Source organism: Telluria sp. LT2P34 (genome assembly GCF_059685915.1).
In genome coordinates, this window is the sequence record NZ_JCASIN010000003.1 from 109,517 (window position 1) to 122,982 (window position 13,466).

15 protein-coding genes are annotated in these 13,466 nt (G+C 66.4%); 14 read left to right on the forward strand and 1 reads right to left on the reverse strand.

The window, feature by feature from the left end; all coding sequences use genetic code 11:
- Window positions 1-82: 82 nt before the first annotated feature.
- On the reverse strand, window positions 83-481 hold the full coding sequence (locus AC56KZ_RS11145) for a TraR/DksA family transcriptional regulator (RefSeq protein ID WP_497162229.1): 399 nt from the start codon (window positions 479-481) through the stop codon (window positions 83-85).
- 192 nt (window positions 482-673) lie between these two features.
- Between AC56KZ_RS11145 and AC56KZ_RS11150 the strand changes: the two genes are divergently transcribed.
- The 14 genes from AC56KZ_RS11150 (at window position 674) to AC56KZ_RS11215 (ending at window position 13,458) form a co-directional block, all read left to right on the forward strand.
- Window positions 674-2,512: a DUF885 domain-containing protein gene (locus AC56KZ_RS11150; protein ID WP_497162230.1), complete on the forward strand. Its 1,839-nt coding sequence runs from the start codon at window positions 674-676 to the stop codon at window positions 2,510-2,512.
- A gap of 118 nt (window positions 2,513-2,630) precedes the next feature.
- The gene (locus tag AC56KZ_RS11155) at window positions 2,631-3,059 is read left to right on the forward strand and encodes a VOC family protein (RefSeq protein ID WP_497162231.1); all 429 of its coding nucleotides are present in this window, start codon (window positions 2,631-2,633) and stop codon (window positions 3,057-3,059) included.
- A 180-nt stretch (window positions 3,060-3,239) separates the two neighbouring features.
- Window positions 3,240-4,715, forward strand: coding sequence for a cytochrome ubiquinol oxidase subunit I (locus AC56KZ_RS11160; RefSeq protein ID WP_497162232.1), 1,476 nt, complete (start codon window positions 3,240-3,242; stop codon window positions 4,713-4,715).
- A gap of 3 nt (window positions 4,716-4,718) precedes the next feature.
- Window positions 4,719-5,726, forward strand: coding sequence for a cytochrome d ubiquinol oxidase subunit II (gene cydB, locus AC56KZ_RS11165; protein WP_497162233.1), 1,008 nt, complete (start codon window positions 4,719-4,721; stop codon window positions 5,724-5,726).
- Window positions 5,726-5,875: a DUF2474 domain-containing protein gene (locus tag AC56KZ_RS11170; protein WP_497162234.1), complete on the forward strand. Its 150-nt coding sequence runs from the start codon at window positions 5,726-5,728 to the stop codon at window positions 5,873-5,875. Before cydB ends, AC56KZ_RS11170 begins: the two co-directional genes overlap by 1 nt.
- Window positions 5,876-5,957: 82 nt before the next feature.
- A complete protein-coding gene (locus tag AC56KZ_RS11175) occupies window positions 5,958-6,677 on the forward strand; it encodes a TorD/DmsD family molecular chaperone (protein ID WP_497162235.1) in 720 nt (239 codons plus the stop codon).
- 19 nt (window positions 6,678-6,696) lie between these two features.
- Entirely contained in the window at window positions 6,697-6,921 is a 225-nt protein-coding gene (locus AC56KZ_RS11180) for a twin-arginine translocation signal domain-containing protein (RefSeq protein ID WP_497162236.1), read from the forward strand.
- Window positions 6,922-6,940: 19 nt separating this feature from the next.
- On the forward strand, window positions 6,941-9,760 hold the full coding sequence (locus AC56KZ_RS11185) for a molybdopterin-dependent oxidoreductase (protein WP_497162237.1): 2,820 nt from the start codon (window positions 6,941-6,943) through the stop codon (window positions 9,758-9,760).
- 42 nt (window positions 9,761-9,802) lie between these two features.
- Window positions 9,803-10,486, forward strand: a complete 684-nt coding sequence (gene fdh3B / locus AC56KZ_RS11190) for a formate dehydrogenase FDH3 subunit beta (RefSeq protein WP_497162238.1) — start codon at window positions 9,803-9,805, stop codon at window positions 10,484-10,486.
- The gene (locus AC56KZ_RS11195) at window positions 10,483-10,701 is read left to right on the forward strand and encodes a hypothetical protein (RefSeq protein ID WP_497162239.1); all 219 of its coding nucleotides are present in this window, start codon (window positions 10,483-10,485) and stop codon (window positions 10,699-10,701) included. The genes fdh3B and AC56KZ_RS11195 overlap by 4 nt, the downstream gene beginning before the upstream one ends.
- A gap of 9 nt (window positions 10,702-10,710) precedes the next feature.
- The gene (locus AC56KZ_RS11200; RefSeq protein ID WP_497162240.1) at window positions 10,711-11,799 is read left to right on the forward strand and encodes a formate dehydrogenase subunit gamma; all 1,089 of its coding nucleotides are present in this window, start codon (window positions 10,711-10,713) and stop codon (window positions 11,797-11,799) included.
- An 8-nt stretch (window positions 11,800-11,807) separates the two neighbouring features.
- Window positions 11,808-12,350 carry a hypothetical protein gene (locus AC56KZ_RS11205; RefSeq protein ID WP_497162241.1) on the forward strand — a complete coding sequence of 181 codons (543 nt, stop codon included), beginning with the start codon at window positions 11,808-11,810 and terminating at the stop codon, window positions 12,348-12,350.
- Window positions 12,347-13,021: a hypothetical protein gene (locus tag AC56KZ_RS11210; protein WP_497162242.1), complete on the forward strand. Its 675-nt coding sequence runs from the start codon at window positions 12,347-12,349 to the stop codon at window positions 13,019-13,021. The genes AC56KZ_RS11205 and AC56KZ_RS11210 overlap by 4 nt, the downstream gene beginning before the upstream one ends.
- Complete coding sequence (locus AC56KZ_RS11215; RefSeq protein WP_497162243.1) at window positions 13,018-13,458, forward strand: DUF3305 domain-containing protein; 441 nt, start codon at window positions 13,018-13,020, stop codon at window positions 13,456-13,458. Before AC56KZ_RS11210 ends, AC56KZ_RS11215 begins: the two co-directional genes overlap by 4 nt.
- Window positions 13,459-13,466: the final 8 nt, after the last annotated feature.

Here is a 13,466-nt window from a genome sequence, read left to right on the forward strand (position 1 = left end):
GCACCGACCCCGGCCATGGTCCGCGCCACGGCATGGCCGGCATGGCGCCGCCGGCACGCTGCCGCAAGGGCAGGGTGCCGCCTTACATCGTCGGTCCGCGCCCGCCGCCGGCGTCCTTTTCGATCTGCTCCTGGCAGGCGATGCAGGTCTGCACCGTCGGCGTCGCCAGCAGGCGCGCTTCGGGAATCTCGCAGCCGCAGGACATGCAGACCCCGTAGCCGCCCGCCTCGAGGCGGCCGATGGCGGCGTCGATCTCGTTCAGCATGGCCGTCTCGTGATCGGCAAAACGCTGTTCGTCGTGGGCCGTCATTTCGGCTTCGGGCCCGTCGTCCCCGGTGACCATATGGGCGCCCGGGCCGATCTGCGGCGGGTCGCCGGCGTCGGCATCGAGGCGGCCGCGGACGGTGGCCAGGGTTGCCTCGCGGCTTTGCTGCAGGCGTTGGGCGACTTCTTCGTGGAGGGCTTGCGTGAGTGGCGGCATTCGATTTCCTGTTGTCAAATAAAGAGGGCTCTGGAAACGCATTCTGAAAACAGCCTAGCCGAAAAGGCGCGGCCTGCGCGCCAGCTTGCCTGGCGCGGCGCGCACGGCAGGCGTAAAGATTGTCGGCTTAGCTCTTCCATGTTAGATTTTGAAGACGGCGTTGCCGAAAATCAAACCATAGAAGAGACAAACATGCTTGCAATTTCCCAGCGCCCCCTGCGCGCCGCCCTCGCTTCCCTGTTCGTTCCGCTCGCGCTGGCGAGCGCCATGCTGCCGGCGCCCGTTCTCGCCGCGCCGGTCACCACCGCGGCAGCGGTAAAACCGAACGCCGCCTTCGACACCTGGGCCGAAAAATTCGCCGACGACTGGGTGCGCGCCAATCCGCAAGCGGCCACCAGCACCCAGTACTTCAAGGGCGCCGAGCAAGCCGCGCTGGACCGCCAGCTGACGCCGCAAACCCCGGCTCAGCGCAAGAAAATGATCGCGATGGCCAAAGCCGGCATTGCCCGCCTCGACAAATGGATGACCGGGCCGCTCGACGAGACCCAGCGCATCTCGGCCGCCGTGATGCGCTGGTCGCTGACGAACACGGTCGCCAACGAGCCCTTCGAAGACTATAACTTCGTGTTCTCGCAGTTCAGCGGAACCCAGGTCAGCCTGGTCAATTTCATGACCCAGACCCATCCGATGCGCAATGCCGCCGACGTCGACAGCTGGCTGGCGCGCCTCGAGCAGGTCGGCCAGCGCATGGACGATGCCCTGGCGCGCGCCAGGTCCGCCAGCGCGCGCAAGCTGATCCCGCCGCGCTTCATCCTCGAGCGCGCCCAGTTCCAGGTCGACACCTTCCTGAAGCCGGCGGCGCCGCAGAACGTGCTGGTGAGTTCGCTTGAGCAGCGCAGCGCAGCGCTGAAAGACCTGACCCCCGAAGCGCGCACCGCCGCCATCGCCCGCGCCACGAAAATCGTCGAGGACAAGGTGCGCCCGGCCTACGCCCGGGTCCAGGCCTTCATGGCCGAACTGCATCCGCAGACTGGCGACGTCGCCGGCATCTCGCGCCTGCCGAACGGCGCCGCGGCCTACAACCGCGCGCTGGCCAACTACACCAGCACCACCCTGAACGCCGAGCAGATCCACGCGATCGGCCTGCGCGAAGTGGCGCGCCTGGAAGGCGAGATGGACAAGCACCTGCGCGCGCTTGGCTTCACCGAAGGCAATATCGAGGCGCGCATGAAGGCGCTCGACGCGACCTTCCAGCCGAAGGGCGAAGGTGATCCACGTCCGGCGATCCTGGCCAAATACGTCGAAATGGTGAAGGACGCCGAGCGCCGCAGCGCACCGCTGTTCAACCTGAAACCGCGCGCCCCGGTGCAGGTGCTGCGCGAGCCGCCCCTGACCGAGGCCTCGGCCGCCGCCCATTATTCCCTGCCGGCGCCGGACGGCAGCCGTCCGGGCGTGTTCTGGGTGCCGATGCGCGGGCCGACCTTCGACATGATCCGCATGCGCAGCCTGTCCTACCACGAGGCAGTGCCGGGCCACCATTTCCAGCTGGCGATCCAGCAAGAGCTGACCGGCATTCCGAAATACCGCAGCCAGCGCATCTTCAGTGGCGGCAGCGCCCATAGCGAAGGCTGGGCGCTGTACACGGAACGGCTGGCGGTGGAACAGGGCTGGTACCAGGGCGACGTGCCCGGCCTGCTCGGCGCGCTCGGCTCGGAACTGTTCCGCGCCCGCCGCCTCGTCGTCGACACCGGCCTGCACACCAAGGGCTGGACCCGCCAGCAGGCGGTCGACTACGGCATCAATGTGCAGGAAGTGGACCGCTACGTCGTCTGGCCGGGCCAGGCCACGGCCTACATGATCGGCATGCTGCGCATTCTCGAGCTGCGCGACAAGGCGAAAACCGAGCTGGGCGCGAAATTCTCGCTCCCCGGCTTCCACGACATGGTGCTGGGCGCCGGCTCGGTACCGCTCGACGTGCTGGGCCAACTGGTCGATGCCTGGATCGCGAAGGAAAAGGCAAAGACGGCCTAAGGCAGCGCAACGAAAGCGTTGCGTTTTGGCGTCGCGGGCAAGCAGGTGTGCCCGTGACGCCTTTCCGGCTGCGGCATACTTCGGGCAGTACCGTGATCATCCTGACCGGGAGAATTTCATGGAAACCCAAGAACTGCACCGCGGCCGCCTGATCGACCATCTCCAGCTCGTGGTGCGCGACCTGGCCGCATCCCGTGCCTTCTACAGCGTCGTCTTCGACGTCCTGCAGGTGCCGCTCGGCGGGAGCGGCGACGATTATTTCTGGGCCGACGAGCTGTTCGTCTCGAGCGCCGCCAGCGCCGCCGCGCAAGGCGTGCTGACCGGGCGCCACCACCTGGCCTTCCAGGCCGCCAGCAGCGCGATGGTGGACGCGTTTTACGCAGCGGCGATGAAAGCCGGCGGCCGCGACAACGGCCCTCCGGGCGAGCGCCCCTATCACCCCGGCTATTACGCGGCATTCGTGCTCGACCCGGACGGCAACAATATCGAAGCCGTATACCACGGCGCGGCAAGCCGCAGCGCCCCGTCGGTGCGCATCACTTTTTAAACCGCCCACGGCCCTAGTCAGCGTACTGGGCCAAATCAGCGCCCGCGGCGTGTCGTGGCGCTGCATTGTGGCGCCATCCTCACAGCGTGCTTGTCCCTGTCGAGGTCACGGCGGCGCGCCAAGCGTGCGCGCCCCTTGCCCATGCTAGATTCCGAACACCGCATCCCAGCAGGAGTGCTCATGTTCGGCCTATCGGCATTGGATCTGGCGCGCATCCAGTTCGCGTTTACGATGTCTTTCCACATCCTGTTCCCGGCCGTCACCATCGGCCTGGCCAGTTACCTGGCCGTGCTCGAGCTGTCCTGGCTGCGCACCAAACGCCCCGTCTATGTCGACCTGTATCACTTCTGGCTGAAGATTTTCGCCGTCATGTTCGGCATGGGCGTGGTGTCGGGCATCGTCATGGCCTACCAGATCGGCACCAACTGGGGCTATCTGTCCGAGTTTGCCGGTTCGATCCTGGGGCCGGTGCTGGCCTATGAAGTGCTGACCGCCTTCTTCCTCGAGGCGGGCTTCCTCGGCGTGATGCTGTTCGGCTGGACCCGGGTCGGCCCCGGCCTGCATTTCCTCGCCACTTGCATGGTCGCGATCGGCACCCTGATTTCGTCGACCTGGATCCTGGCCGCGAACAGCTGGATGCAGACCCCGCAAGGCTATGCGATCGAAGGAGGGCGCATGGTCCCGAGCGACTGGCTGGCGATTGTCTTCAATCCCTCGTTTCCGTACCGGCTGCTGCACATGGTGGTGGCTGCCTATCTCAGCACGGCGCTGATCGTCGGCGCGGTCGGCGCCTGGCAGCTGCTGCGCAAGCGGGACAAGATGGGCGACAACCCGGCGGTGCGCAAGATGCTCTCCATGGCCCTGTGGATGATCCTGCTCGCCGCGCCGATCCAGGCCGTGATCGGCGATTACCACGGCCTGAACACGGCAAAATACCAGCCCGCCAAACTGGCGGCGATGGAAGGGCACTGGCAGAACGAACCGGGTCATGCGGTGCCGCTGCTGCTGTTCGGCGTTCCCGACATGGCGTCCGAACGCACCCGCTACGCCGTCGGCATTCCCCACCTGGGCAGCCTGATCCTCACCCACACCTGGTCCGGGCAGATTCCCGGCCTGAAAGAGTTCGCCCCCGAGGACCGGCCCAACGCGCTGATCGTGTTCTGGAGTTTCCGCCTGATGGTGGGACTGGGCCTGTTGATGATCGCGCTCGGCGCCTGGGGCTTCCTGCTGCGGCGGCGCGGGCGCATCTTCACGTCGCCCCGCTTCCTGCGCGCCGTTTTATGGATGGGGCCGGCCGGGCTGGTCGCGATCCTGGCCGGCTGGACCACGACCGAGGTCGGGCGCCAGCCCTGGGTGGTGTACGGCGTACTCAGGACGGCCGACGCAGTCTCGCCGCACGGCGCCGGCCCGCTCGCGCTCACGCTCGCCCTGTTCGTCGTCTCCTATTTCTTCGTCTTCGGCGCCGGCACCGCCTATGTGCTGCGCCTGATGCGCAAGGGCCCGCAACGGTTCGAGATGCACCGCGCCACCGAAGGCGGCCCGGGCGAGGCGCGCACCGCAATGCGCCCGATGTCGGCGGCCGACGTCGCCAACGACGACGAGGGCGATGAGGGCGACCCGGGCAACCCGGGCGACGCCAAAGGGACAAGGAACTGAGCCATGGGCATCGACACTTCGGTCATCTGGGCCGTCATCATCTATTTTTCCGTCTTCATGTACGTGCTGCTCGACGGTTTCGACCTCGGCATCGGCATGCTGTTCCCCTTCGCCAAGGACAAGCGCGACCGCGACACCATGATGAATACCGTGGCCCCGGTCTGGGACGGCAACGAAACCTGGCTGGTGCTGGGCGGGGAAGGGCTGCTGGCGGCCTTTCCGGTGGCCTATTCGATCATTCTGTCGGGGCTCTACCTGCCCTTGATCTTCATGCTCATCGGCCTGGTGTTTCGGGGCGTCGCCTTCGAGTTCCGCTTCAAGGCCAAGGAGCATGAGCGCCACCTGTGGGACAAGGCCTTCATCGGCGGCTCGGTGACGGCCGCTTTTTTTCAGGGCGTCTCGCTCGGCGCCTTCCTCAACGGGATCGCCGTGTCGGGGCGCAGCTACGCCGGCGGCCCGCTCGACTGGATCGCCCCGTTTCCGCTGCTGGCGGGCTTCGGCGTCATGATCGCCTACACCCTGCTCGGCAGCACCTGGCTGATCATGAAAACCGAAGGCGACCTGCACCGGCGCATGGTCCAGGTCGCGCGGCCGTTCGCGCTGCTGCTGCTCGGCGCCATCGTCGTGGTCAGCATCTGGACCCCGCTGCGCGATCCGCACGTGGCCGACCGCTGGTTCACTTTCCCGAACATCGTCTTCCTGGCGCCGGTGCCGGTGCTGGTGCTGCTGTTCATGGCGGTGCTGCTGCGCTCCCTGCGGCGCGACCCGCACCGCTGGCCTTTCGTCGCCTCGCTGGCGCTGATCTTCCTCGGCTATTCGGGCATGGCGATCAGCATCTGGCCGCACATCGTGCCGCCCGCGATCACGATCTGGGAGGCATCCTCGCCCCCGAGCAGCCAGGGCTTCGCGTTGGTCGGCACGCTCTTCATCCTGCCCATCATCCTGATGTACACGGTCTGGTCCTACTGGGTTTTCCGCGGCAAGGTGCAGGCCGACGCGGGCTACCACTGATGCGCGAACAACCGAAGAAATCAGGCGAACCAAGGCGCTGGCTGCGCCGCCTCGGCTGGCTGCTTGCGCTGTGGATGGGTGGGGTTGCGGCGCTCTGGCTGGTTGCCGGCCTGATCCGCACAATCATGCATGCGGCAGGGATGCACTAAATATATTCAAGCGTGCGCGCCATTAGAAGCCGAGCGAATACACTTTCGATATAGATTTACTAACGGAGCGCCGTCAGTGTCCATGCAGTCCGCAACCAGCATTCTTTCGACGCCGGCGACCGCCGACGAACTTCATTTTCCGGCCGCATCAAGCGCGCCCGCGGATACCAGCACGGTCGCCATCGTGCGGCCCCTGGCAGCCGAAGACCAGGCCCGGGCCGACCTCTATGCCCTGGCCGCGCGCCTGCTGCTGGCCCCACCCGACGAGACGCTGCTGGCCGGCCTTGCCGGCGCCGACCCCATCCTCTGCACCGGCGGCGAGCACGCCCTCGAAGACGCCTGGGAAAAGCTGGTGCTGGCCGCCAGCGTCATCGACGCCGCCGCTGCCGCCGAGGAATTCGACGCGCTTTTCGTCAGCAGCGGCACCCCGGCGCTCAACCCCTACGGCTCGCTCTACCTGTCGGGCTTCATGAACGACACGCCCCTGGCCGAGCTGCGCGCCGACCTGGCCGGCTTCGGCATCGGCCGCGTGCGCGGCGCCCTGGAGTCCGAAGACCACCTGGGCGCGCTGTGCGAAACGATGCGCGTCCTGATCGCCGGCGGCTCCGGCATCCGGCGCCAGCCCCTGAGCGTCCAGAAAACCTTTTTCGAAGCGCGCATCGGGCGCTGGTATGCCCGCTGCATGAACGACATGGCCAATGCCGAAGGCGCCAACTTCTACCGGCTGGTCGCGGCGTTCGTGTCGGCGCTGCTGGGGATCGAGGCCGAAGCCTTTGCAGTGGAAGACGGCATTCAAGATTAACCGAACCGAGGGGAATGCGATGGACCAGAAACACCTGGAGGGCGCAGCGCCCGGGGACAGCCCGGATACATCGCGCCGCAACTTCCTGAAGGCGGCGCCGCTGGTCACGCTCGCGGCGGTAGCCGCAAGCGCCGAAGCCAAACCCGAGCTTCCACCAGTCGAGGCCGCCAAGCCCGAGGTCAAGCGCGGCTACCACGAGACCGACCACATTCGTCGTTACTACCAAACCGCCGCCTACTGGTGAGCGTACCCGGAGACCAGCCATGTCTTTAGTGAAGAGTTCCAACGACAAGGGCGTCAGGCGGCGCAAGTTCCTGGTGGGCGCGGGCGTCGCTGCCGGAGCGGGCGCGCTGGCGCGCGGCTTGCCGCTCAACGTCATCGAGCCGGCGCAGGCCCAGGCGCCTTCGGCGGAAGCGGCCAAGACCGAACTGAAGCGGTCCGTCTGCACCCACTGCTCGGTCGGCTGCTCGGTCGACGCCATCGTCAGCAACGGTGTCTGGATACGCCAGGAAGCGGCTTTCGATTCGCCGATCAACATGGGCGCGCACTGCGCCAAGGGCGCTTCGGTGCGCGAGCACGGTTTCGGCGAGCACCGCCTGCGCTACCCGATGAAGCTGGTCAACGGCAAATACACACGCATTTCCTGGGACCAGGCCATCAACGAGATCGGCGACAAGCTGCTGCAACTGCGCCAGCAGGCCGGCCCCGACGCCCTGATGCTCATCGGCAGCTCGAAGCACAATAACGAGCAGGCTTACCTGCTGCGCAAGTTCTCGGCCTTCTGGGGCTCGAACAACTGCGACCATCAGGCGCGCATCTGCCACTCGACGACGGTGGCGGGCGTGGCCCAGACCTTCGGCTACGGCGCCATGACGAACTCGTTCAACGACCTGCATTACAGCAAGGCCGTGATGTTCATCGGTTCCAACCCGGCCGAAGCGCACCCGATCTCGATGCTGCACTTCCTGCATGCCAAGGAGCTCGGCGCCAAAATGATCGTGGTCGACCCGCGCTTCACCCGCACCGCGCGCTTCGCCCACCACTACGTGCGCGTGCGTCCAGGCACCGATATCCCCCTGGTCTGGGGCATGCTCTGGCACATCTTCAACAACGGCTGGGAAGACAAGGAATACATCGCCGCGCGCACCTACGGCATGGACGACGTGCGCAAGGAAGTCGCCAAATGGACGCCCGATAAAGTCTCGGACGTCACCGGCGTACCGGAATCCTCGGTGCGCATGGCCGCCGAGATGCTGGCCAAAAACAAGCCATCGTCCGTGGTCTGGTGCATGGGCATTACCCAGCACCACGTCGGCACCGCCAACGTGCGTGCGCTCGCGATCCTGCAACTGGCCCTCGGCAATATTGGCGTGGCCGGCGGCGGCGCCAACATCTACCGCGGCCACGACAACGTCCAGGGGGCGACCGACGTCGGCCCGAACGGCGACTCGCTGCCCGGCTATTACGGCCTGGCGGAAGGCTCGTGGAAGCATTTCGCCGCAGCCTGGGGTGTCGACTACAACTGGATCGCTTCGCGCTTCGGCTCGAAGGAGCTGATGGAAAAGCCCGGCATCACGGTGTCGCGCTGGTTCGACGCCGTGAATGAGCAAAATCAGTTTGTCGACCAGCCGAGCAATTTACGGGCCGTGTTCTACTGGGGCCACGCGCCGAACAGCCAGACCCGCCTGACCGACATGAAGGCGGCCATGCAAAAGCTCGACATGCTGGTGGTGGTCGATCCCTACCCGAGCATGACGGCCGCGATGCACGGCCGCACCGATGGCGTCTACCTGCTGCCGGCAGCCTCGCAGTTCGAAACGCAGGGCTCCTGCACTTCCTCGAACCGCTCGATCCAGTGGCGCGAGCGGGTGATCGCGCCGCTGTTCGAGTGCAAGACCGACCATGAAATCATGTACCTGTTCGCCAAGAAGCTCGGCTTCCACAACGAACTGTGCAAGAACATCAAGGTCGTGATGAACGAGCCGGTCATCGAAGACATCCTGCGCGAAATCAATCGTTCGTGCTGGACCATCGGCTACACGGGCTGCTCGCCGGAACGCCTGAAGCTCCACATGGAGAACAAGCACACCTTCAATCCGACCACGATGCGCGCCGAATCGGGCCCGTGCAAGGGCGATTATTACGGCCTGCCATGGCCTTGCTGGGGTACGCCGGAAATGAAGCACCCGGGGACGCCCATCCTCTACGACCTGAGCAAGACGGTGGCCGAGGGCGGCCTGCCGTTCCGTGCCAACTGGGGCGTCGAGCACAACGGCCAGACCCTGCTGGCGGCCGACGGCTCGACCAACAAGGCGTCCGAACTCGATACCGGCTACCCGGAATTCGACCATGTCTTCCTGAAAAAGCTGGGCTGGTGGGCCGAGCTGACTCCCCAGGAGCAGGCGGCGGCCGAGGGCAAGAACTGGAAGACCGACCCGTCCGGCGGCATCATCCGGGTCGTCATCGCCCACGGCTGCGCGCCCTTCGGCAACGCCCGGGCCCGCGCCAATGTCTGGAACTTCCCCGACCCGATCCCGACCCACCGCGAGCCGCTGGCCTCGCCGCGGCGCGACCTGGTCGCCAAGTACCCGACCTACGACGACAAGGCCAATTTCCTGCGCCTGCCGACGCTCTACAAGTCGGTGCAGGACATCGATTTCTCGAAGGACTTCCCGATGATCATGACCTCGGGCCGCCTGGTCGAGTACGAGGGCGGCGGCGAGGAAACGCGCTCGAATCCCTGGCTGGCCGAGCTGCAGCAAAACATGTTCGTCGAAGTCAACCCGCAGGACGCGGTGCAGATCGGCGCCCGGGTCGGCGAATACGTCTGGGTCGAAACCCCGACCGGCGCGCGCATGAAGATGATGGCGATGGTGACCGAACGCGTGCCGGTGGGCATGGTGTGGGCGCCTTTCCACTTCGGCGGCTGGTGGATGGGCGAGGACCTCGAGAAGCATTACCCGGAAGACGGTGCGCCGACCGTGCGCGGCGAGGCCATCAACACCGGCTGGACCTACGGCTATGACGCCGTCACGATGATGCAGGAAACAAAGGTATCGCTATGCCGGTTGGTACGCGCTTAGCGCGCTGAGTCATCACACCGGTGAACTGAACAGGAGACGACCATGTCCGCAAGGATGAAATTCATCTGCGATACCGAGCGCTGCATCGACTGCAACGGCTGCGTTACCGCATGCAAGAACGAACACGAAACGCCCTGGGGCGTGAACCGGCGCCGCGTCGTCACGATCAACGACGGCGTGCCCGGCGAGCGCTCGGTGTCGGTGGCCTGCATGCACTGCACCGACGCGCCCTGCCTGGCGGTGTGCCCGACCAACTGCATCTATCACACCGAAGACGGCATCGTCCTGCACAGCAAGGACCAGTGCATCGGCTGCGGCTATTGCCACTACGCCTGTCCGTTTGGCGCGCCGCAGTTCCCCGAGACCGGCATGTTCAACCACCGCGGCAAGATGGACAAGTGCACCTTCTGCGCCGGCGGCCCGGAACCGGACACCTCGGACGCCGAATTCAAGAAATACGGCCGCAACCGCATCGCCGAAGGCAAGCTGCCGGCCTGCGCCGAAATGTGCGGCACCAAGGCGCTGCTCGGCGGCGATGCCAACCTGATCGCCGACATCTACCGCCAGCGCGTCGAGACCCGTGGTTACGGCCCCGAACTGTGGGGCTGGAAAATCGCCTACGGGCCGAACAAGCGTGGCGGCGCCAGGCGGGCGCTGGGCGACCTGCCGCGCGAAAACCAGAACATCGGTGACAGCCAGAACACGCCAGGAAAGCTGCCGACATGAAGCCATTCAAACTCATCGCGGCGCTGCCGCTGGCGCTGGCATTGTCCGGCTGCCTCGAAGTGGAACAGTATCCGGCCTGGATCAAGGGCAAATACGCGGGCAAGGAAGATCCGCGCCACTTCCAGACGCTGTTTCATAACGACAAGCTCTCCTGGAATGCGGCGATCGTCAACCGCAACAACCAGCAGAACGAGTACAACCGCGCCAATCCCTAGGAGCCAGCCATGCCGACGCGAGCCACCCTGATTGCGATCCGCGCGATTCTTGTGCCGATGCTGGCGCTGCTCTGCGCGCTGGTCTTCACCCCGAGCTGGGCGGGCGTGCCGAACAAGGACGCCAAGCCGGCCTATGCCGAAGAGCAGACGATGCTGCAGATCGAAGGCGACTCCAACGTGCGCGAGCCGGGGCTGACCGATTCGGCCTCGGGCCGGGTCCACATCGACCGCCACTTCCTCGGCCAGTACGGCACCAACGAGGCCAATGTCATCGTCCAGCGCGGCGGCAACACATGGCGCCTGCTGCGCAACGGACCGGTCGCCACGATCACCGGCATCATCCTGCTGGCCGTGCCGCTGCTGCTGTTCGTGGCCTACCGCGTGTTCAGGCCGGGCCCGCTCCAGGAATCGGGCAAGCGCATCCACCGCTTCAGCAGCTGGGAGCGCACCGTGCACTGGGCCACCGCCTTTGCCTTCATCGCGCTGGCGATCACCGGCATCATCATCATGTTCGGCAAGGTCATCATGCTGCCGTGGATGGGGCACACGCTGTTCTCCTGGGTCGCCATCATCAGCAAGTACCTGCACAACGTCGTCGGGCCGCTGTTCATCGTGTGTTCGATCCTGATGTTCTTCACTTTCCTGCGCCGCAATTTCTACAACCGGATCGACTGGCAATGGGTCAAGCGCGGTGGCGGACTGATCGGGGGAGGACATCCTGCGGCCGGCTTCTTCAACGCCGGCGAAAAGACCTGGTTCTGGTTCGGCGTGGTGCTGCTGGGCCTGGTCATGTCGATCACCGGCCTGATCCTCGACTTCGTCAACTTCGGCCAGACCCGCTATGTGATGCAGGTGGCGAACGTCCTGCACATCGCCGGCGCCGCCCTGTACATCGCGGCGGCCATGGGCCACGCCTACATCGGTACGGCAGGTTCGCCGGGCGCTTACGACTCGATGCGCCAGGGCCATGTCGACGAAAACTGGGCCAAGACGCATCACGCGCTCTGGTACGACGAAGTCAAATCGGGCGGCGCGCCGGACGGCGCTCGCCCTGGCAAGCTGCCGCCGGTCGCACCACGGCCCGGCCCGGCACATTGAGGTCGACGATGAAAGCATCCAACTTCGCCAGCAGCGCCATCACCTTTGCCATCGCTTGCACCATGCTCGCCGGCTGCGACCGCGGCCACGCCGATGCAAAGGAAGGCGTGATCCAGACCAAGTTCCCGGGGCAGGTGACGGCCGGCGGGCTGACCAGCGGCCAGGTCATGGCGCGCAGCAGCAAGCCTGAAACGAATGCGGCCTATGCAGGCGGCACCCCGGGTATTGCCGGTGGCTCCGGCGGCACCACCGGCGGTGCGGCGCTGGGCGGCACGGTGGCGGAAACCGGCCAGGGCCCGTCGAGCGGTGTGACGACGCCGGCCAGCGCGGGGCAGGCCGGCAACAAGCCGACGGGAGACTATGGCGGACCGGCGGCCAATGCGCCGGCTGCCGGGGTCACGCCGGTCGGGGCGGGCACCGCCACCAACCAGAGCAGGACGCCGCCTGCCGTCAATCCGACCGCCACCACCGGCCTGGCCGGCCCCGCCGGCGCCCCCGGCCAGCCGGCCAAACCCGCGGCCGCGCCAGGCACACTGACAGGGGATAAATGATGGATATCCGCCAGATTCTCGGTAAGCCGCTGCCGTCGCTGCTCCTGATTGCCGGCATCGCTACGAGCGGCATGGCGCTGGCCGGCTTGCCCGCGCCGACCCCGGCGCAGCAGCAGGCGGCCGCCGCCAAGAAACTCGCCGCCGACGCCCAGGCCGAAGTGGCCAAGCAGAAGCTGGCAGCGGCCCAGGATGCGATCAGTTCACGCTGGCGTTCGCAGGCTTCCTCGAAAGGTTGGACGGTGCGTCCGCCGGTAGCCATCGCCGCCGCACCGGCGCCGGGCGCCGCGCCCGGCGTGGCTGCAGCGGCTGCGCCCGCCTCGGCCAACGCCGCGCCTGTCGTGCCGGCCTCGGGCGCGGTGCCGGCGGCGGTGCAGACCACCGGCGTGGCCATTACCGGCACGCCGATGCCCGGCGTCTCCCCGCGCGTCACCGGCGTGTCCGCCAACACCATCACCGGCACGCCGGCAGGCCAGTCGGCCGCGTCTCCCGGCGGCGGCGCGGCGCCGCGCAGCCCGCAGGCGCTGCAGTCGGCGAATGTGCCGATCAAGAGCGAGAAGCTCGGCACCGCCGCGCCCAGCCTGGACGTGAAAAAAGAGCAGACGCGCTCGGTCAAGGCCGGCGCCTCGCCGGGCGTGGACCGGGGCAATGCGAAAGAGGTCAAGAACCAATGAAGATGTCGAGCATGCCGATCGCGGTGATCATGCAGCGCCGCAAGGTCGAGCACAAGTGGGCGGACGAGGCCTGGGCCGCCGTCGGCGTGGTGCCCGACCGCGGCAACCTGCCGCCGCTGCAGGTACTCGGCGAAAGTCCCGAACGCGATTACTATATGGTGTCCGGGCTCGAACTCGAGCTGTACACCGATGAAAACGAAGGCTATTACGAAAACTGCATGGCGCCGGAATCGAAGGTATTCGTCCTCTGGCGCATGATCGACGGCCGTGCGATGCCGGCGCGCGCCTCGGTCAGCTATGTCGAGGGCACGCGCATGTTCGATTCGGGCGAAGCGGCCGACGGCGTGACCATGCCGGCCGAAATCTACGCCTGGCTGGCCGGCTACCTGCGCGAGCACTATACGCCGCGCCCGCGCCGCGGCCGCCAGCACGGGTAAGGAGTCAC

Bases quoted from the DNA above. Each gene is read 5' to 3' on its own strand.
- AC56KZ_RS11175 (WP_497162235.1), top strand. From the start codon at position 5,958: ATGCAGTCCGCAACCAGCATTCTTTCGACGCCGGCGACCGCCGACGAA.
- AC56KZ_RS11205 (WP_497162241.1), top strand. From the start codon at position 11,808: ATGAAAGCATCCAACTTCGCCAGCAGCGCCATCACCTTTGCCATCGCT.
- fdh3B (WP_497162238.1), top strand. From the start codon at position 9,803: ATGTCCGCAAGGATGAAATTCATCTGCGATACCGAGCGCTGCATCGAC.
- AC56KZ_RS11200 (WP_497162240.1), top strand. From the start codon at position 10,711: ATGCCGACGCGAGCCACCCTGATTGCGATCCGCGCGATTCTTGTGCCG.
- AC56KZ_RS11215 (WP_497162243.1), top strand. From the start codon at position 13,018: ATGAAGATGTCGAGCATGCCGATCGCGGTGATCATGCAGCGCCGCAAG.
- AC56KZ_RS11185 (WP_497162237.1), top strand. From the start codon at position 6,941: ATGTCTTTAGTGAAGAGTTCCAACGACAAGGGCGTCAGGCGGCGCAAG.
- AC56KZ_RS11150 (WP_497162230.1), top strand. From the start codon at position 674: ATGCTTGCAATTTCCCAGCGCCCCCTGCGCGCCGCCCTCGCTTCCCTG.
- AC56KZ_RS11145 (WP_497162229.1), bottom strand. From the start codon at position 481: ATGCCGCCACTCACGCAAGCCCTCCACGAAGAAGTCGCCCAACGCCTG.
- AC56KZ_RS11160 (WP_497162232.1), top strand. From the start codon at position 3,240: ATGTTCGGCCTATCGGCATTGGATCTGGCGCGCATCCAGTTCGCGTTT.
- cydB (WP_497162233.1), top strand. From the start codon at position 4,719: ATGGGCATCGACACTTCGGTCATCTGGGCCGTCATCATCTATTTTTCC.
- AC56KZ_RS11155 (WP_497162231.1), top strand. From the start codon at position 2,631: ATGGAAACCCAAGAACTGCACCGCGGCCGCCTGATCGACCATCTCCAG.
- AC56KZ_RS11210 (WP_497162242.1), top strand. From the start codon at position 12,347: ATGATGGATATCCGCCAGATTCTCGGTAAGCCGCTGCCGTCGCTGCTC.
- AC56KZ_RS11180 (WP_497162236.1), top strand. From the start codon at position 6,697: ATGGACCAGAAACACCTGGAGGGCGCAGCGCCCGGGGACAGCCCGGAT.
- AC56KZ_RS11170 (WP_497162234.1), top strand. From the start codon at position 5,726: ATGCGCGAACAACCGAAGAAATCAGGCGAACCAAGGCGCTGGCTGCGC.
- AC56KZ_RS11195 (WP_497162239.1), top strand. From the start codon at position 10,483: ATGAAGCCATTCAAACTCATCGCGGCGCTGCCGCTGGCGCTGGCATTG.